This is a genomic window from Pseudovibrio sp. M1P-2-3 (assembly GCF_031501865.1).
Taxonomy (GTDB): domain Bacteria; phylum Pseudomonadota; class Alphaproteobacteria; order Rhizobiales; family Stappiaceae; genus Pseudovibrio; species Pseudovibrio corallicola.
The window spans coordinates 3,877,501-3,895,183 of record NZ_JARRCW010000001.1 but is presented as its reverse complement, the minus strand read 5'-3'; the positions used below and the strand labels follow the sequence as shown (position 1 = coordinate 3,895,183).

Annotated in this window: 14 protein-coding genes; 12 read left to right on the top strand and 2 right to left on the bottom strand. The window is 51.2% G+C overall.

The genetic code is table 11. The features are described from left to right. Positions 1–203 precede the first annotated feature (203 nt). The 6 genes from chpT (at position 204) to P6574_RS17050 (ending at position 6,676) form a co-directional block, all read left to right on the top strand. Positions 204–854, top strand: coding sequence for a histidine phosphotransferase ChpT (gene chpT, locus P6574_RS17075; RefSeq protein WP_310621455.1), 651 nt, complete (start codon positions 204–206; stop codon positions 852–854). Positions 855–975: 121 nt separating this feature from the next. Further along, a complete protein-coding gene (locus P6574_RS17070; protein WP_310621454.1) occupies positions 976–3,675 on the top strand; it encodes a hybrid sensor histidine kinase/response regulator in 2,700 nt (899 codons plus the stop codon). Further along, a complete protein-coding gene (locus tag P6574_RS17065; protein WP_310621453.1) occupies positions 3,672–4,163 on the top strand; it encodes a chemotaxis protein CheW in 492 nt (163 codons plus the stop codon). The genes P6574_RS17070 and P6574_RS17065 overlap by 4 nt, the downstream gene beginning before the upstream one ends. 36 nt (positions 4,164–4,199) lie before the next feature. Continuing rightward, the gene (locus P6574_RS17060; protein WP_310621452.1) at positions 4,200–4,565 is read left to right on the top strand and encodes a response regulator; all 366 of its coding nucleotides are present in this window, start codon (positions 4,200–4,202) and stop codon (positions 4,563–4,565) included. Positions 4,566–4,586: 21 nt separating this feature from the next. Next, positions 4,587–5,807 (top strand): protein-glutamate methylesterase/protein-glutamine glutaminase, encoded by a 1,221-nt coding sequence (locus tag P6574_RS17055; RefSeq protein WP_310621451.1) that lies wholly within the window; start codon positions 4,587–4,589, stop codon positions 5,805–5,807. Further along, complete coding sequence (locus P6574_RS17050; RefSeq protein ID WP_310621450.1) at positions 5,804–6,676, top strand: CheR family methyltransferase; 873 nt, start codon at positions 5,804–5,806, stop codon at positions 6,674–6,676. The genes P6574_RS17055 and P6574_RS17050 overlap by 4 nt, the downstream gene beginning before the upstream one ends. 88 nt (positions 6,677–6,764) lie before the next feature. Here the strand turns inward: P6574_RS17050 and ctrA are convergent, their stop codons facing one another. Beyond that, positions 6,765–7,454 (bottom strand): response regulator transcription factor CtrA, encoded by a 690-nt coding sequence (gene ctrA / locus P6574_RS17045; RefSeq protein ID WP_310621449.1) that lies wholly within the window; start codon positions 7,452–7,454, stop codon positions 6,765–6,767. An 861-nt stretch (positions 7,455–8,315) separates the two neighbouring features. On the opposite strand from ctrA, the gene P6574_RS17040 reads away from it, so the two are divergent. From P6574_RS17040 to glpK, 4 genes are all read left to right on the top strand, one after another. Continuing rightward, entirely contained in the window at positions 8,316–8,723 is a 408-nt protein-coding gene (locus P6574_RS17040; protein WP_310621448.1) for a flagellar export protein FliJ, read from the top strand. Positions 8,724–9,320: 597 nt separating this feature from the next. Continuing rightward, positions 9,321–11,543 (top strand): mechanosensitive ion channel domain-containing protein, encoded by a 2,223-nt coding sequence (locus P6574_RS17035; RefSeq protein ID WP_310621447.1) that lies wholly within the window; start codon positions 9,321–9,323, stop codon positions 11,541–11,543. A gap of 273 nt (positions 11,544–11,816) precedes the next feature. Beyond that, positions 11,817–13,322 (top strand): glycerol-3-phosphate dehydrogenase, encoded by a 1,506-nt coding sequence (glpD, locus tag P6574_RS17030; protein ID WP_310621446.1) that lies wholly within the window; start codon positions 11,817–11,819, stop codon positions 13,320–13,322. 97 nt (positions 13,323–13,419) lie between these two features. Beyond that, positions 13,420–14,916: a glycerol kinase GlpK gene (glpK, locus tag P6574_RS17025; protein WP_310621445.1), complete on the top strand. Its 1,497-nt coding sequence runs from the start codon at positions 13,420–13,422 to the stop codon at positions 14,914–14,916. A 115-nt stretch (positions 14,917–15,031) separates the two neighbouring features. Here the strand turns inward: glpK and P6574_RS17020 are convergent, their stop codons facing one another. Next, complete coding sequence (locus P6574_RS17020; RefSeq protein ID WP_310621444.1) at positions 15,032–15,586, bottom strand: hypothetical protein; 555 nt, start codon at positions 15,584–15,586, stop codon at positions 15,032–15,034. Positions 15,587–15,818: 232 nt separating this feature from the next. Here P6574_RS17020 and P6574_RS17015 point away from each other — a divergent pair, with 232 nt between their 5' ends. Then, positions 15,819–16,868, top strand: coding sequence for a cytochrome-c peroxidase (locus tag P6574_RS17015; protein ID WP_310621443.1), 1,050 nt, complete (start codon positions 15,819–15,821; stop codon positions 16,866–16,868). A 441-nt stretch (positions 16,869–17,309) separates the two neighbouring features. Beyond that, on the top strand, positions 17,310–17,498 hold the full coding sequence (locus P6574_RS17010) for a hypothetical protein (protein WP_310621442.1): 189 nt from the start codon (positions 17,310–17,312) through the stop codon (positions 17,496–17,498). Positions 17,499–17,683: the final 185 nt, after the last annotated feature.

The window sequence follows — 17,683 nt, the reverse complement described above, 5'->3', positions numbered from 1 at the left end:
GGGTGCGCAAGGGAACTCGCTGAATTAAGGGGGACATGAATCGTGGGCTGATATCTCTTTGTGGTTTCAATAGGGGTTCGCCACACCAATAAATTCTTTACAATTGGTTAACAGGCCTTGGCATTCGCCCCCAGCTTATGTAACCCTGCATTGTGGTTAATGAATCGTTTACATGCCTTTAAAACAGGTATCATGGGGCAAAAATGGCTGTTTTAGAAGAACTCTCCTCCCTGGATCTCACTGCATTGGTTGCCAGTCGTGTGTGTCACGACATCATCAGCCCTGTTGGGGCCATCACCAATGGCCTTGAGGTCCTCGATGAGGAGGGCAACGAAGATATGGCCGACTTTGCAATGGATCTTATCCGCAAGTCGGCACGGCAAGCCTCTGCTAAACTGCAATTTGCCCGCCTTGCATTCGGGGCCGCAGGGTCAGCTGGTTCCGAAATTGACTTGGGAGACGCCCATGCAGTTGCCGCAGGTTTCATGGAAAACGAAAAGGCGGAGCTGGACTGGCAGCTGGAACGGATTCTTCTGCCAAAAAATCAGGTAAAACTTCTTTTAAATCTGTTGCTAACTATTAACCAATGCGTTCCTCGGGGCGGTGTCATTACGGTCACCAGTGAGGGTTTGAACGGCCAAAGGATGTTCAAACTGGTCGCAAAGGGGAAAAATGCAAGGGTCGCACAAGTGATTTCCAGTGTACTTTCCGGTGATGCTCCAGAAAGGATTGATGCGCATTCAGTTCAGCCTATCTATACGCGTTTGCTTGCGAAAGAAGAGGGCTTGAGGCTGGAGCTTACCGAAAAGTCTGATGAAATAACTTGCATCGCGCATCCAATCCCGACTTTATAGTGGGCATTATTAACAGTTCTTCAATGTATATTAACTGTTTCACTTAAAAATCATGTCAAAATTATCAAGAGTCGGTCCTTGGTGATTCAGGGCAAGTATTAAGTGTAAGCAGGTGTGACGAATGGACGATCTTCTCAGAGAGTTTCTCACTGAGACTAATGAAAGTCTCGATGTTGTTGATGTTGAACTGGTCAAATTCGAGCAAGATCCCAACAATGCGAGTATTCTGGATAATATTTTTCGCTTGGTTCACACCATTAAGGGAACCTGCGGATTCCTTGGCCTGCCTCGTCTGGAAGCCATTGCGCATGCTGCGGAAACCCTTATGGGGAAATTCCGAGATGGGGTGCCGGTTACGCCTGAGGCTGTCTCGCTTATCTTGAATTCGATTGACCGCATTAAAGATATTCTCACAGATCTTGAAATGGCCGAGGGTGTTGAACCTGAAGGGACAGACAACGATCTGATCAGTGAGTTGGAGCGTCTTTCTCTTTCCGCCGAAATGGGAGGAGAGCTGGATCAAGGGTTTGACGAGGACGAAGATCCTCTTCTCGTGCAAACACTGGAGCGACCTCTTCGTCCCGGTGAAGTGTCCTTGGATGAGCTGGAGCGCGCCTTTCAGGAAGCTGACGTGGAAATTGAGCTGCCAAGTGAAGAGGAGCCTGAAGAAGAAACAGCTTTAGCCCCGGCAGAGCAAACACCAGCAGAGCCAGAGAAGGCCGCAGCCCCTGCCCAAGCGAAAAAGCCGAATGGCAAGGGTGGCCAAAGCGTTTCCAACCAGTCGATTCGCGTTGCTGTTGAGACTCTTGAAAACCTTATGACAATGGTTTCAGAGCTGGTTCTTACCCGTAACCAGCTTCTGGAAATCGTTCGCCGTCATGAGGACAGTGAATTCAAGGTGCCTTTGCAGCGTCTTTCCAATGTGACGGCCGAGCTGCAGGAAGGGGTTATGAAAACCCGCATGCAGCCCATTGGCAACGCATGGCAGAAGCTGCCGCGCATTGTGCGCGATCTCTCGCAGGAACTGAACAAGCCGATCGATCTTGACATGATTGGCGCTGACACCGAGCTGGACAGGCAAGTGCTTGAGCTGATCAAGGATCCGCTCACCCACATGATCCGCAACTCTGCGGACCACGGTCTGGAAGGGCCGGATGAGCGTGTTGCCGCCGGTAAACCGGCCAAGGGCACAATCACTCTTTCCGCATATCATGAAGGTGGCCATATCCTGATCGAGGTCAAGGATAACGGGCGCGGCCTGAACCTTGAGAGGATCAAGGAAAAAGCGCTGGGCAACGGCCTGACCACCGAGGCTGAACTGGACAAGATGTCTGATCACCAGATCTTCAAGTTCATTTTTGCCGCTGGCTTCTCCACCGCGCAGTCCGTCACCAGTGTGTCCGGTCGCGGCGTTGGAATGGATGTTGTGCGCAACAATGTGGAGCAGATCGGCGGGTCTGTGGATGTTCGCTCCATTCAGGGCAAGGGGTCTACATTTATCATCAAGATTCCGCTGACCCTTGCCATTGTATCCACCTTGATTGTGGAGAGTGGCGGCGACCGCTTCGCCATTCCGCAAATGTCTGTGGTGGAACTTGTGCGGGTTCAGTCCAATTCCGAGCACAAAATCGAGCGGATCAAGGATCGCTCTGTCTTGCGCCTGCGTAACAAGCTGTTGCCACTGGTGCACATGTCTCAGCTTCTGGGCGTAAAAGCCGAAGAGGACTTTGACGAAGAGCATGGCTTTATTGTTGTCATGCAGGTGGGTGCCCAGACCTTTGGTGTGGTTGTGGACGCAGTGTTCCATACAGAGGAAATCGTGGTCAAACCCATGTCCTCCATGCTGCGTAATCTGACCATGTTCTCGGGCAATACCATTTTGGGTGACGGGGCGGTGATCATGATTATCGACCCGAACGGCGTTGCAGCCGCAATGGCCAGCCATGGCTCCAGCTCTATGGTTGAAGAGAGTGTTGCAGAGGATGATATCACGGCTCAGGATATGGATGCGCCAATGTCGCTTCTCCTGTTCCGTGCCGGAACTGCAGAACCAAAAGCGGTTCCTCTGTCTCTTGTTACACGTCTGGAAGAGTTCGAAGTCTCGAAAATCGAACGCTCCAACTATCGCGATCTTGTCCAGTATCGTGGCTCGCTCATGCCACTTGTTTACATCGACGAGAAATTGCAGCGCAAAGAAGAGGGCACCCAGTCCATGCTGGTGTTCTCCGACCTCGGCCGCTCCATGGGCTTGGTTGTCGATGAAATCGTGGACATCGTGGAAGACCGGATGCAGATTGAAGTGGCTTCTGAAACGCCGGGAGTTCTTGGCTCTGCCATCATCAAGGGCAAGGCAACGGAAATTGTCGATCTGGGACACTTCCTGCCACTGGCGTTTGATGACTGGTTTGCGCGCAAGGAAATTCACGAGGCGGAAGCCTCCCGTGATCTCCTGTTCATTGATGACAGTGCCTTCTTCCGCAACATGCTGACCCCTGTTCTTAAAGCCGCCGGTTACAAGGTAACCGTATGCGAGAATGCAGCAGCCGCGTTTGAAGTGCTGGAGAAGGGAGCCACCTTCGGGGCCATCGTGACCGATATCGAAATGCCGGAGATCAGCGGCTTCGAGCTTTGCGAAACTTTGCGCCGTGATAACCGGTTCCGCAACCTTCCAATCATTGCCCTGTCAGCCGTTGTGACGCCGTCTTCCATCGAGAAGGGTAGAAAAGCGGGCTTTGACGATTATGTGGCCAAGTTTGACAGACCGGGACTGATTGCTTCCCTGAAAGACGTGTTAACCGGAGAAATCGAGGTGGCAGCATGAGTAATGGGCATGCAATAGGCGCTGGTGAAACAGTGCAGGGCTCAGGCGAAACTGTGCAGTTTGTGACTGTGGTTATTGGCGGGCAGCTGTTTGGTATACCGATCGCGCAGGTTCATGACGTATTTGTACCGGAAAAGGTCACCCGTGTGCCTTTGGCACCGCCAGAGGTGGAAGGGGTCCTGAACCTACGTGGCCGTGTTGTGACCGCAATCAACATGCGCCGACGGTTGAATTTGGAACCGTTGGCCAATGAAGAAGGCATGATGGCTGTTGGCATCGAGTACAAAGGTGAATCCTTTGGTCTCGTTATTGACTCCGTAGGTGAGGTCCTCAGTCTTGCAAAGCAGGAAATGGAAGAAAACCCCTCCAACCTCGATGCGCATTGGGCGGAAATTTCAGGCGGTGTACACCGTCTTTCCGGCCAGCTCATGGTGGTGTTGGATGTGGACAGACTTCTCACCTCGTTGATCGAGCCAAAAGCCGCCTAATTGAAGCATCATCCTACTTAGTAAGAGTATATCTAGATGAAACATTGCCTTGTTGTTGATGATTCAAACGTCATAAGAAAAGTGGCGAAACGAATTCTCGAGGACCTGAATTTTACCACCTCCGAGGCCGCAGATGGTCAAAAGGCGCTGGATCTTTGCAAGGAGAGTATGCCTGATGCCATTCTTCTGGACTGGAATATGCCGGTTATGGACGGGTTGGAATTCCTGACAAAGTTGCGTGAAGAGGACGGGGGCGATGATCCCATCGTCGTGTTCTGCACCACGGAAAATGATGTGGCCCACATTACCAAGGCCATTCGTGCCGGTGCCAACGAATATATCATGAAACCTTTTGACCGTGAGATTATAGAAGCCAAGTTCCAGGAAGTTGGTCTGGTTTAAGTGGGAATAGGCTAACGAGTAATGCTTGGCACACAAAGAAAAACGATAAATTCCGGTGCCTCTGCTGATGCTTCAATCAAGGTTATGATTGTTGACGATTCCGCCGTCATCAGGGGATTGATCAGCAGATGGATTCAGGAAGATCCGGATATGCAGGTGGTTGCCACCCATCGAAATGGCAAATTGGCAACCGATGATATCGAAAAAAGTGATCCGGATGTGGTCATTCTGGATATTGAAATGCCGGTGATGGACGGGCTGACAGCTCTTCCTCTTATCCTTGCCAAGAAAAGGGGCCTCACCGTTATCATGGCCTCCACGCTGACCCGCCGCAACGCAGAAGTCAGCATGCGGGCGCTGTCTTTGGGGGCAACCGATTATGTGGCAAAGCCGGAAAGCTCCAGTCAGGCGGCCTCTTCTTTGGATTTTCGCCGCGAGCTTTTGCAAAAGGTCCGCTCACTTGGAGCACGCAAGCTCAGGCGTGCATCATTAAGGGCTTCGAGCCTGCCGCAACGGCGCATGAGAGCGGAGACAACAGGTCTTCGCCCCTCGGCTGCACCTCAGAATTCCTACCGCCTCAATCCGCGCCTTGCCTTGCAAAAGGCAAAGGCACAGCACGGCGATGAAAACTATTCGCTGCGTTCCATGTCTCCTGTTCTGCCCAAGGTGCTTGCCATTGGCAGTTCAACAGGCGGACCTCAGGCGCTGCATTCGGTTCTTGAGAACATGGGGCCAAGGGTTAAAAGCCTTCCCATTCTCATAACCCAGCATATGCCACGGACGTTCACGACCATTCTGGCTGAGCATCTTGGCAAGAGTGTGGGAATACCGGCCAAAGAGGGAGAACACGAGGAGCCGTTGAAAGCTGGCCACATCTATGTAGCCCCCGGTGGCTATCATATGCGTGTGGGTGCGAAAGACGGCCGGGCAGTTGTGTTGCTGGATGAAACGGCACCCATCAATTTCTGCCGGCCCTCTGTTGACCCGCTGTTTGAAAGTATTGCCGAAGTGTTCGGTTCCGGTGTCTTGGCATTGGTTCTCACTGGCATGGGAGCAGATGGTTCCAAAGGGTCCGTGTTTATTGCAGATAAGGGTGGCAGTGTGATTGCGCAGGACGAGGAAAGCAGTGTTGTGTGGGGTATGCCGGGAGCGGCAGTCAAGGCTGGAAGTTGCAGTGAAATCTTGCCGTTGGACAAAATCGGTCCCCGTCTTGCCAGCATTATAGGAGGGAAGGTCAGATGACCCCTCAAGACTATGAGTTTTTGAGAACTTTTCTGATGAGCCGCTCCGGTCTGGTGCTCTCCGATGAAAAACAGTATCTGGTGGAAAGCCGCCTCGTTCCGATCGTCAGACGGCGGGAGTTCAGTTCCCTGTCAGAACTGATCGGCACGCTTCGTAAACCCGGTACACGGGAGCTGCAAGAAGATGTAGTGGAAGCCATGACGACTAACGAGTCGTTCTTCTTCCGCGATAAAACGCCTTTCGAGCACTTCAAGGCGGAAATGCTGCCTGCCATGCTGAAAAGCAGAGAGGCACGCAAGCGTATCCGAATCTGGTGCGCGGCAGCGTCTACGGGGCAAGAACCCTATTCTTTGTGCATGACCCTCAAGGAAATGAAGGCGAGAACCGCAGGCTTCAACTTCGATATTGTGGGTACTGACCTTTCAAAGGAAGTTCTGGAGAAAGCTCGCTCCGGCATTTACAGCCAGTTTGAAGTACAGCGCGGCCTGCCTATCCAGATGCTTTTGAAGTACTTCACCCAGCAAGAAGAGCTGTGGCAGATTGCACCGGAGCTGCGGTCCATGGTGCAGTGGAAGAAGATGAACCTTCTGGACAGCTTTGCAGGGCTCGGCGAGTTCGACATTGTCTTTTGCCGTAATGTTCTGATCTACTTTGATCAGGCAACGAAAATCGAAGTGTTGCAAAAGATCTCACGGCAAATGCCTGCGGACGGTTATCTGGTGCTGGGAGCTGCGGAAACCGTTGTGGGGCTGACAGATTGCTTTGAGCCTGTACCCAACTTACGCGGGCTGTACCGGCCCAAACAATCCAAGCAGCTCGGCTTGTCGCCGATCGAACAGGTACGCAGCCGCCTCAATGCCATAGGGTAGAGCTGGGCCGGATTTGCGACTTGCATCATGAGCAATAAAAAACCTCGCAGAATTTGCGAGGTTTTTTAATAGGGGATAGGCGGTCGCGTCAGGCGGCTTTTTCCTCAGGCTCTCGCAGAACATATCCGCGGCCCCATACGGTTTCGATGTAGTTTTTGCCAGATGTGGCAGAGGCAAGCTTCTTGCGCAGCTTACAAATAAACACATCGATAATTTTGAGTTCCGGCTCGTCCATACCGCCATAAAGGTGGTTCAGGAACATCTCTTTGGTGAGAGTGGTTCCTTTTCGCAGGGAAAGAAGTTCCAGCATCTGGTACTCTTTTCCTGTCAGGTGCACCCGCTGCCCACCAACCTCAACCGTCTTTGTGTCAAGATTCACAGTCAAATCGCCGGTCACGATCACAGATTGTGCATGGCCTTTAGAGCGGCGCACAATGGCATGAATACGGGCGATCAGCTCATCCTTGTGGAATGGCTTGGTCATGTAGTCGTCTGCCCCGAAACCAAGACCGCGCACCTTGTCTTCTATTCCGGCAAGGCCGGAGAGAATAAGAATAGGTGTTTTGACCTTGGAAACCCTCAGGGTGCGCAAAACCTCATAGCCGGACATGTCTGGCAAGTTAAGGTCTAGCATAATTATGTCATAGTCATACAACTTTCCAAGATCTATACCTTCTTCACCAAGATCAGTTGTATAAACATTGAAATTTTCAGATTTTAGCATCAGCTCAATACTTTGCGCCGTTGCACTGTCATCTTCAATCAACAAAACACGCATGATAGTCCCCTCGTGTTGCCTATCCCGGGCAATCGCGCCGGCCAATAACGCGAACCGATGCAAAGGAATACTGATAACCCAAGTTTTAACCAATATTAATATGGTTAACAGAACTCAATTTGCCCCTGCAAGCATTTTGAGGAAAAGGAGAGCACTCTTCTGGGTACAACCTTACCCAGATGTTAACTTTTGCTATGCAACTTCGGGAAGTTTCATTCCTAAATATTAAGTTAATGAGTTTCCCGTTTTCCTCTTCCTTACGTAACGATTACAGAGACTTTAAGTCGGTTACGCCATTTCTCTCCACAATAGGATTAAACATAAGAGTAAATGATCAGTTACTGTGTGGAATATTTCTTGAGCAGATACTTGGTAACACTTCAAAACGAGAGAAAAACCGAATCAGTTGGATTTTGAAATTAACGTTAGGGAAGAAGAGGTTAATCCCGCTTCTTGTTAACTCTTTATGCCCTAGGGGAAATTAATATAAGTTTTTGCTTGGCACGAAAATAAATGGAAAAATTTCTCAGTTTTTCGAAGTGATGGGGCCATTTATCAATTGTAAATGGTTTTTATTCATAGAATTCTGGCTTGAGTAGAACCGTGTTTACTTGATCATGCTTAAAATACAGGTGCTGGCGAGAGAGCCGATACGGGTCGTGTGATGGCGGAAATTTTAGCCATTAACAAGAACAGAGCTTTAAAAAGGAGACCCATGAATACTTGGAGTGAATTGAATGTACGCATCTCACTCAATCTTTAGTTGGGTGGTCAATAGCGTTGAGATTTAAAAACCCGGTGTGCGCCAATACTTTGGAAATGACTATGGCGTAGGCTAGAGGAATGACTGGAGAGATGCCTATGAAAAAGCGTGAAGGACTTTTAAAGTTAAAGCAGTTCAACGTTGAGGAAAAAAGCAGGCGCGTGGAACAGATTGAAACCATGCTCTCTGAATTCGAGCAGATGGCCGCCGAGTTGCACAACCAGATTACCGAGGAACAAAATCGGGTTGGGATCGACGATGTAACGCACTTTGCCTATCCCACAGTTGCAAGGGCCGCAGCCCAGCGCCGTGATAACATTCTTAACTCCGCCAAAGACCTGCAAGAACAACTGGTGAAAGCAAAAGGCGAACTGGACGACGCGACAGAGGAACTGCGTAAAGTCGAGCTTATGGACGAGCGCGAACAGCTGCGCGAGCGTGACCCCAATACAGACCACGACCTGACCATAGGCGAACCTGAAAAAAGCCGCATAGCCAGCCGCTAGGCGAGCGTTAATGCTTTTAGCGTGCGCACACGCTAGAGGTTCTTGAACCGCTGGAGGTGGGAACAGCCCCGTGTGAGCCATCTGGCCTTGCGCTCTGATAGGGCAGGTCACCTTAGTAGCGCAATGTGAAGAGTGTTTGGCTCCTTGTCAGGAAAACAAACCTCCAAGATATGACGTATTCCGTTTGAACGAATGACTAATAACAGCAGCCATAAAGTATAGTCGTTAGTTTATGGTCTGGATACCGGATCGGAGCTTCGCTTGTCCAGTATGGCCCTAAGGGATTTACCAGATCTGGCCACACATTTCGCCGTCATCCCGGCCAATGAGCCAGAGTCCAGAAGGAGCCCAATAGGTTTGCAATAATGCAGATTGGTATCTGGCGGATATCTGATAAGTCCTCGCTGTGAAAAGTTGAGTGCAGCAGGTCTTGAGATGGTGTATGAGGCGCGGCACTTAGCGCTTGAGTTGTTCTGGTTGAGGCGGTAGAGGAAAAGATGTTTCTGCGCGTTTTCCTATGTTGTGGTGCATGCACCCGGCCAACATGTGAAGCCCGCTCTATTCCTTTTTATAGTATGATCTAGGTATTGAGGGTCCATGCGTTTTTTTCTGAGTTTCGCATTTTACATATTTCTGACCCTTTCCATGGGGGGGATGGCTCATTCGCAGGAGGCCAAGCCGGCTGAAACAGCTCAAAGCCCAGAGGTGGCAACCGAGGCTCTGGTTAAAATTCTGGAGAACCCGCAGGAGCGGGCGAAACTCATAGAGTTTTTGAAAACGAGCGCCGAAAAAAGCGGTGCGAAACCGGTTGGTTCCTCTCTTCTGGAAGAAGAACAAACCATCGCCGCTTTGATCTCATCCCAGTTCAATCTTTTCACGGGCAACCTTATAAAACTGGGGTGGCAGGTTTGGGTCGGGTTGTCCGGCTATGAAAGTTTGGCGGAAGGCCAGCCGAGCTTTAAACAGGGGCAGTTTCTGGCGGGTTTTCAGAAAATTGCTGGTGTGCTTGTTTCCGCTTATCTGGTCTTTTTTCTGGTTCGAAAGGGGGTGCGCGGGCTGTCCAGACGCTTCGAACGGCGTGTGCGGGAGCAGGGGTGGACCCAGCGGCTGGTATTTTTGCTGTTTAGCTCGGGCATGGATTTTATCGCGGTTGCGCTTGGTACGCTTGCTGGGTACATCGCCGCACTGGCTATGGTGGAAGGTATTGCCATTCGCACAATGTCTGTGGTGGAGGAGTATTCCCTCAATGCCTTTGTGTTCATTGAGATGATGCGTATTTTGCTGAATTTCGCTTTTGCCCCCAGCAAGTCCAAGTTTCGTATTTTCCCGTTCTCAGATTTTGAGGCAACCTATTGGGTCCGACATCTGATGGTGGTTGTGATGCTGCTAGGCTATGGAATTGGCTTGTTAAAGCCCGTTGTAGACCATCAGTGGAACGCCAGCCTTGCGGGCAGTGTCGGGGTAACGGTTGCTCTGATTACTCTTATTTATTTCCTGAGCATCATCTGGGTGTCGCGCAAGCGGGTGCGCAGGGCAATCCGGCAGTATATTACCCAGCAAACTTCGCCGGGAATGCTTGCCAATATCCTCACCAGCCTCAGCTTCTTTTGGGGAGTGCTGGCTGCAGCCTATGGAATTACGGTGTTTGTTGTGTGGGTGAGTAAGCCGGAAACTGCGATCTTCTTTATTGGGCGGGCAAGTTTGTATACGGTGATTGTGCTGCTGGGGGCGGTTTTCTGCGCGCTTGCAGCTTCTCAAGCCACGAATAAAGGCATCTCCTTCGGGGAGAATATGCAGGAGAAGTTACCCTCTCTGGAAGGGCGCTTGAATTACTTTCTTCCCTTTTTACTGACCCTCTTTCGTATTGCCGTTGTTATTTTGACGGTGTTTGCCATTCTCGAGATCTGGGGTGCTTCCCACATATGGAGCTGGTTCTGGAAGGGGGGAGGCAGTACGTTCAACAGCCGGATCTCCTCTGCCTTTATGGTCTTGCTGGTGGGGCTGTTTCTCTGGGTGGTGGCTATGTCCTGGGTGGACCTTCAACTGGTGGACCGGGAGGGGTACCGGGTGACCGCGCGCAAGGTGACGCTGTACAACCTGTTCCGCAATGCCTTTACCATTGTGTTTATCGTTATCTTCTCACTGCTGGCCCTGTCTGAGCTGGGAATTGAAATTGGTCCGCTGATTGCCGGTGCGGGGGTTATTGGTCTTGCAGTCTCCTTCGGGGCGCAAAAGCTGGTGCAGGATGTGATAACGGGGGCGTTTATTCAGATAGAGAACGCTATGAACGAAGGTGATGTGGTTACGGTGAGCGGTATCACTGGAACCGTGGAGCGGTTGACCATTCGCAGTGTCCGTCTGCGTGACCTTTCGGGGGTCAGCCATACCATTCCGTTCTCATCGGTGGATACGGTCTCCAACGCCATGAAGGAGTTCTCTTACTTCGTGTGTGTCATGAGTGTGAGTTACGACACTGAAGTGAGTAAAGCGAAACAAGCCATGCAGGAGGCTTTTGACCGCTTGATGAATACGTCGTTTGCCGAAGGAATTGTGGATGTCTTCGAAATGCATGGGGTAACCACGTTTGCGGCCTCATCGGTGGATATTCGTGCCCGCATAAAAACCCTGCCGGGGCAGCAGTGGGCTGTTGGGCGGGCGTACAATGAAATTGTGAAGCAGGTGTTTGATGAGCAGTCCATTGAAATTCCGTTCCCGCAGGTGACCTACCATCAGGCCAAAGATAGCAGTGCGCCTCTTCCCCCGCAGCTTCCAAAAAGATCATGGAAGAATGATCTGGATGAGGGCGGGGCGGAAGCTTAGGTGAGTGCGTTTTCACGCTTGCCCCTTTTTACTTCAAAAACACCCGCATTATGCGGGTGTTTTTGTATGTGCCTTGTTTCATCCTGTCTGGCACACCTCTTCAAATGTTAATCCAGAGATATTAGGTGGCTAAATTATAGGGGTTCGGCTTTTTTCCCATAGGGCGCAAAAAGTTTCGTTGACTTTCGATTTCTTTCGCTTTATTTCGAGAATACGCGTAGGGGGAATTGCTTAAAGCAAGCGCAGATATTTAGCTAAGATTACGAGGGTGAAATGGAAAAGTGCTACGACCTGTTTGTTATCGGGGGTGGTATTAACGGGTGTGGTATCGCGAGGGACGCAGTCGGACGCGGTGCTTCGGTTTTTCTAGCTGAAAAGAATGATTTTGCCAGCGCCACATCCTCGGCCTCAACCAAGCTTATCCACGGCGGTTTGCGTTATCTGGAATACTATGAATTCCGCCTTGTACGCGAAGCCTTGATCGAGCGTGAGGTTCTACTCAACGCGGCGCCGCACATTGCATGGCCGTTGCGTTTCATTTTCCCTCACCATAAAGAACTGCGCCCTGCATGGCTTATTCGCCTTGGCCTGTTTCTCTATGACCACCTTGGCGGCCGCAAGCTTCTGCCGGGCACTACTTCCGTCAAGCTGGATGAAGGCCGCTACAACGAGTCTTTGAAGCCACTGTTCAAAAAAGGCTTTGAGTACTCAGATTGCTGGGTGGATGATGCGCGCCTCGTTATTCTCAATGCGCGTGATGCTGCAGCACGGGGCGCAGATATTCGCCGCGATTGTGAAGTCACCAAAGTCGAAAAAGATGGTAAACGCTGGAAAGTCACCGTTCGCGATACTTTGAGCCATGTTGAAGAGACTATTTTCTCTCGCGCAGTTGTTAATGCTGCGGGTCCTTGGGTGGCAGACATATTGAACACGGCGCTGGGCCGCAGTGACACCTCCAAAGTGCGCCTTGTTAAAGGCAGCCACATCATTGTTCCAAAGCTATATAATCACGATCGTTGCTTCATCTTCCAGAACAAAGATGGTCGTATCGTCTTCTCGATTCCCTATCAGGACGAATTTACGCTTATTGGTACAACGGATGTGGATTACGACAGTGATCCAGGTGACGTTGCCATCAGTGGTGAAGAAGTTCAGTACCTGTGTGATGCCGTAAGCGAATATTTCGAAACTCGTGTCATACCCGAGGATGTGGTTCATACCTATTCAGGTGTTCGCCCGCTTTATGACGATGGCGCAAGCGAAGCAAAAGCTGCCACCCGCGACTACGTCTTGGAGTTTGAAGGCGGAAATGGTGATGCCGGCCTCTTGAACATCTTTGGCGGCAAAATCACGACCTACCGCCGTCTAGCTGAATCTGCCCTTGAAAAGCTCACGGACTTCCTTCCGGCCGGTGAGAAAAAGTGGACAGCTGGCGCGTCTCTTCCCGGCGGTGATTTTGGCCCATTGGAGTTTGACCGCAAACTACGTGACTTCATGGTTTCCTATCCGTTTTTGGATAACAAACACAGCAAACGCATGCTGCGTGCCTATGGTCTGGATGCCTGGAAGGTTCTTGGAAATGCCAAAAGTCATGGCGATCTTGGAGAGCAGTTCGGTGGCGACCTTTATGCTGCGGAAGTAGACTGGCTGGTTCAAAACGAGTGGGCTCGCACTGCCGAGGACATTTTGTGGCGTCGCAGCAAGCTGGGTCTGCACCTTGCCAAAGAAGCTCAAGATAAGCTAAGCACCTACCTCGAACAATTGCGCATTGCCGCTTAAGTTTGTGGGGAGCATGGTGCCGGGGTAGATTCGGGCCGGCACCAAAAGCAGATTAAATAGGTTTATTGGGGGCCATATGGCCTTGCGGGAGGGATGGATGAGCGGTTGGATTCTGGCCATTGATCAGGGCACAACATCAACACGGGCAATTATCTTCAATGATGCCTTTGAGATTGTCGGGGTTGGTCAAAAAGAGTTTGACCAACACTTTCCCCATCAAGGCTGGGTAGAGCATAACCCTGAAGACCTGTGGGAGACCACAGTTGAAACCTGCCGCGAGGCGCTGAACGCGGCGCAGATTTCCGCCAAAGACATTGCAGCTGTTGGCATCACCAACCAACGGGAAACCACCGTTGTATGGGATAGAACCACCGGCAAACCCGTTTATAACGCTATTGTCTGGCAAGACCGGCGCACTGCCAATTTCTGCGCAGGGCTAAAAGCGCGCGGGCTGGAAGAAACCTTCACCAAGAAAACCGGCCTGCTGCTTGATCCTTATTTCTCCGGCACCAAGGTTTCCTGGATTTTGGATAATGTTGAAGGCGCGCGCGAAAAGGCCGAGGCTGGTAACCTTCTGTTCGGTACCGTGGACAGTTGGCTTATCTGGCGCTTTACTGGCGGCGCGTCCCATGTGACGGATGCTACAAACGCCTCTCGTTCGCTGATCTTCAATATCGAAGAGAACTGCTGGGATAGCGAGCTGCTGGAAATCCTGAATATTCCGCAGAGCATGTTGCCGCAAGTTAAAGACTGCGCTGACGAGTTTGGCACAATTCCGGCTGACCTGTTCGGCGCTGAGCTGCCAATTCTTGGCGTGGCAGGGGACCAGCAGGCGGCGACAATTGGTCAGGCCTGTTTCAAACCGGGTATGATCAAGTCTACCTATGGCACAGGCTGTTTTGCCCTGTTGAATACCGGGCAGTCTTTGGTGCGCTCCCAGAACCGGCTGCTGACCACTATCGCCTACCGCTTGAACGGTGAAACAACTTATGCGCTGGAAGGCTCTATCTTTGTGGCGGGTGCCTCTATCCAGTGGCTTCGTGACCAGTTGAAAATCATCGACAACTCTGCGCAGTCCGAGGAAAAAGCCCAACTGGCTGACCTTGAAAGCGAAGTTTATGTTGTTCCGGCGTTTGTTGGCCTTGGCGCGCCCTATTGGGACCCGGACGCCCGCGGGGCAATTTTCGGGTTGACCCGCTCAACAGGCCAGAATGAGATTTCCAAGGCAACTTTGGAAAGCATCGGCTATCAGACCTTTGATTTGATCGAAGCCAAAGAGGCGGACACGGACGGCATTTTTGCCCATGGAACAGTTCTGCGTGTTGATGGCGGTATGACAGCGTCCAACTGGGCCATGCAGTTCCTCTCCGACACCTTGAATGCACCGGTAGACCGTCCGGTGGTTCAGGAGACCACGGCCCTTGGTGCTGCGTGGCTGGCAGGAATGAAAGCAGGTGTGTGGCCGGACATGGAAGAATTCTCCAACCGCTGGCAGCTGGACCAGCGCTTCGAGCCAAAAATGGCCGAGGAAGAGCGCACCCGCAAACTGGCCGGCTGGAAAGACGCCGTCCGACGCACCCGCACCAACGCCTAGGGTGATTTAAAGAAACATCGGGAACTACTTTCAACCAACCACTTGAAAGCAGTATATTTAAGCCTTGAGGCCTTCTTTAGAGGGGCCTCAAGGCTTTTTTTATTGGTTGCCCGCTTTAGCTCTCTGATTTTGCCCCGTTGTGGGCAGTGACCCAATCCAGAATAAACCAGAAAAAGAGAGGGACAGCGAAGTTCGAAGCACTTATGACAATTGGCAGGAGTGGGTGAAAGCCATGGATCGGCCCGGCAAATAAAGCAAACTCTGCAAATCTGGGTATAGTAATCGCGAGAAGAAAAAAGTGATAGGCACTCATGGCTGCGATTAGTATCCAGCGTTGAGCTCTGGTAACAAACGGGAAATCGCTTTTCAGATAAAGCCAGATCCCAGCCCAGGTGATGATCACAATGATCAGAAGTGGGATATATTCTATAACCACCACTGGAAGTGGATAAAAAGCTCTACAAACCAGAATGTCCCAATTGGACAAATCTATGTAGTTACCACAGAAGCCTTGGGGCTCTGTGAGAGACCCCCATATACCTACATCGTTCAAGAAGAGCTGAGAGAAATAATTTGCAAAAATGACTTGGCCGATTGTGTAGGTTAAAAAACAGGTAATCAGCCATATGGCTATTGGGTTATATGTCAAACGCTTGAAGCTAAAGTTCATCACTGTATCCCGCAGTCTCCTAAAATAACGATGATTGAGTGTATATCGGAATTTATCACAATTAAAGATTGAGGGGGCCGTCTCTGGGAATTACATGTTTCCCCTAATGAAGCAGTATGTCGCACGCACATATTCGCTTTTGCAACTTAGAACTGATCTAAATCAACGGATGACGTAATCGTCACATGTACCTTGAAGGCGTTGTGGGAGCTTTTTAAAGGGAGACAACGTCATGAAAGCTCTATTTGCCATTCCAGCCGTCATGCTCGCCAGTGTATCGTTTGCCGAAGCTGGCCCGTTATTGGAGGAAGCCCGCTCTTATTTCGAGCCTCTTCCCTCAACTATTCCAAGCGTGCAGGGGCACCGCATTACCCCAGAGAAAATAGAACTGGGCAAAGCTCTGTTCTTTGACCCCCGTCTGTCTGCCTCAGGTGTATTCAGCTGCAATTCCTGCCACAACATCGCAACGGGCGGTGATGATAATATGGAGGTCTCCATCGGCCACGGCTGGCAAAAGGGACCGCGCAATTCGCCAACGGCTTTCAATGCCGTCTTCAACGAAGCCCAATTCTGGGACGGGCGCGCCAGTGACCTGAAGGAGCAGGCCAAAGGTCCTATTCAGGCGAGTGTGGAAATGGCCAACACCCCTGAAAATACAGTGGCAACTCTGAAAAGCATGCCTCAGTATGTTAAATGGTTCGAAGAAGCTTTCCCCGAAGAGACGACACCCGTCACTTTTGATAATGTTGCCAAGGCCATTGAAGCTTTCGAGGCAACCTTAATCACGCCCGCCCCGTTTGATGCCTATTTGAATGGAGACGAGGAGGCCTTGTCCCCGCTGCAACAAAAAGGTCTTCAAGCCTTCATGGATAACGGCTGCGCTGCGTGTCACAGCGGAGTGAATGTGGGTGGTCACGGCTATTATCCGTTTGGCTTGATCGAACGTCCGGGCGCCGACGTCTTGCCTCTGGATGACAAGGGCCGCTTTGCCGTTACAAAAACTGCAGATGATGAGTACGTTTTCAGAGCGGCTCCCCTGCGCAATGTGGCGCTCACTGCTCCGTACTTCCATTCCGGTAAAGTCTGGGATTTGAAAGTCGCCATCCAGATCATGGCGGAGTCCCAACTGGGTGTGAGCTTGGAGGAGGACGAAAGCGAAGCTATTCTCGCCTTCTTGGAATCCTTGAACGGGCAGGTTCCTGACGTCACAATCCCAATACTCCCGGCCTCCACCGCCACAACCCCGCGGCCCATCGACCAGATACTGCCGCTCACACAATAACCCCGCCAAAAAAAGCTGTCGGCCCCATCCCCCAACAATGGGCATGGGGCCACACGTATCTTTCAACCACGCTACCCCAATCCCACCTCCCCCTCACTCCAGACGGGAGAGGGGGATAATCTTTTGCGGAGAGGGGATAAGTCGGGCGGGTGTGCGGAGCGGTAAGGGTGTTTGGTCTGTACTCCAGCCGGCCCACGCTCTCCTCTCAGGTCCTGTTTCAGGTTGATCGTAAAGGGCCTACTCTTTCGCGGCCAGATCCTGATTGGCCTTTTATATGGACATTTCCTCGCACAAAGCCGGTCGCTGAGCGTACACTTTGCGGTGAAATTCCAGCTTTTGCCCGAACTTGAGAGTGCACTCTCGATCTAACGGTTTGTTCGGAGGCAGGTTTTGGCTGAAGCGCTCCTGTCGCTCTTTGTACGCATTTCATAAAATCTGCTCATGCTCTGCCATTTGAGTAAGCACTGGCCGCTCACGGTAACAGGCGGGAGTAAGTCTCTTCCCAATTCCGGTTTGCCAACCTTAGAGCAAGAAGGGGAAGAGGGGGATAACCGCCGCTCCATCATACCCGTCCAGCATTCGCTTCATATGCTACCTCTTCGATCTCAGCAGTTCATTCTAACGGTCTGAGCCCACTGGTTTGGCAAATACTTTTGAATAGTCCGTCCGCCATCTCGGGTCTTGTGCTTGGAGTGTTAATGAACCTGCTGGTCTTTTGCCTCTTCCCCAAGAGCAAAATCTGGTTTGAAAGGTGAAGGGTGAGCGGACTGTCCATTTCACTCTTCTGTTGCGCTCTTATAGTTACCTCCCAACCT

What these genes read in the sequence shown, in the direction of transcription:
- chpT (WP_310621455.1), top strand. Translation starts at nt 204, where the DNA reads ATGGCTGTTTTAGAAGAACTCTCCTCCCTGGATCTCACTGCATTGGTT.
- P6574_RS17070 (WP_310621454.1), top strand. Translation starts at nt 976, where the DNA reads ATGGACGATCTTCTCAGAGAGTTTCTCACTGAGACTAATGAAAGTCTC.
- P6574_RS17065 (WP_310621453.1), top strand. Translation starts at nt 3,672, where the DNA reads ATGAGTAATGGGCATGCAATAGGCGCTGGTGAAACAGTGCAGGGCTCA.
- P6574_RS17060 (WP_310621452.1), top strand. Translation starts at nt 4,200, where the DNA reads ATGAAACATTGCCTTGTTGTTGATGATTCAAACGTCATAAGAAAAGTG.
- P6574_RS17055 (WP_310621451.1), top strand. Translation starts at nt 4,587, where the DNA reads ATGCTTGGCACACAAAGAAAAACGATAAATTCCGGTGCCTCTGCTGAT.
- P6574_RS17050 (WP_310621450.1), top strand. Translation starts at nt 5,804, where the DNA reads ATGACCCCTCAAGACTATGAGTTTTTGAGAACTTTTCTGATGAGCCGC.
- ctrA (WP_310621449.1), bottom strand. Translation starts at nt 7,454, where the DNA reads ATGCGTGTTTTGTTGATTGAAGATGACAGTGCAACGGCGCAAAGTATT.
- P6574_RS17040 (WP_310621448.1), top strand. Translation starts at nt 8,316, where the DNA reads ATGAAAAAGCGTGAAGGACTTTTAAAGTTAAAGCAGTTCAACGTTGAG.
- P6574_RS17035 (WP_310621447.1), top strand. Translation starts at nt 9,321, where the DNA reads ATGCGTTTTTTTCTGAGTTTCGCATTTTACATATTTCTGACCCTTTCC.
- glpD (WP_310621446.1), top strand. Translation starts at nt 11,817, where the DNA reads ATGGAAAAGTGCTACGACCTGTTTGTTATCGGGGGTGGTATTAACGGG.
- glpK (WP_310621445.1), top strand. Translation starts at nt 13,420, where the DNA reads ATGAGCGGTTGGATTCTGGCCATTGATCAGGGCACAACATCAACACGG.
- P6574_RS17020 (WP_310621444.1), bottom strand. Translation starts at nt 15,586, where the DNA reads ATGAACTTTAGCTTCAAGCGTTTGACATATAACCCAATAGCCATATGG.
- P6574_RS17015 (WP_310621443.1), top strand. Translation starts at nt 15,819, where the DNA reads ATGAAAGCTCTATTTGCCATTCCAGCCGTCATGCTCGCCAGTGTATCG.
- P6574_RS17010 (WP_310621442.1), top strand. Translation starts at nt 17,310, where the DNA reads ATGCTCTGCCATTTGAGTAAGCACTGGCCGCTCACGGTAACAGGCGGG.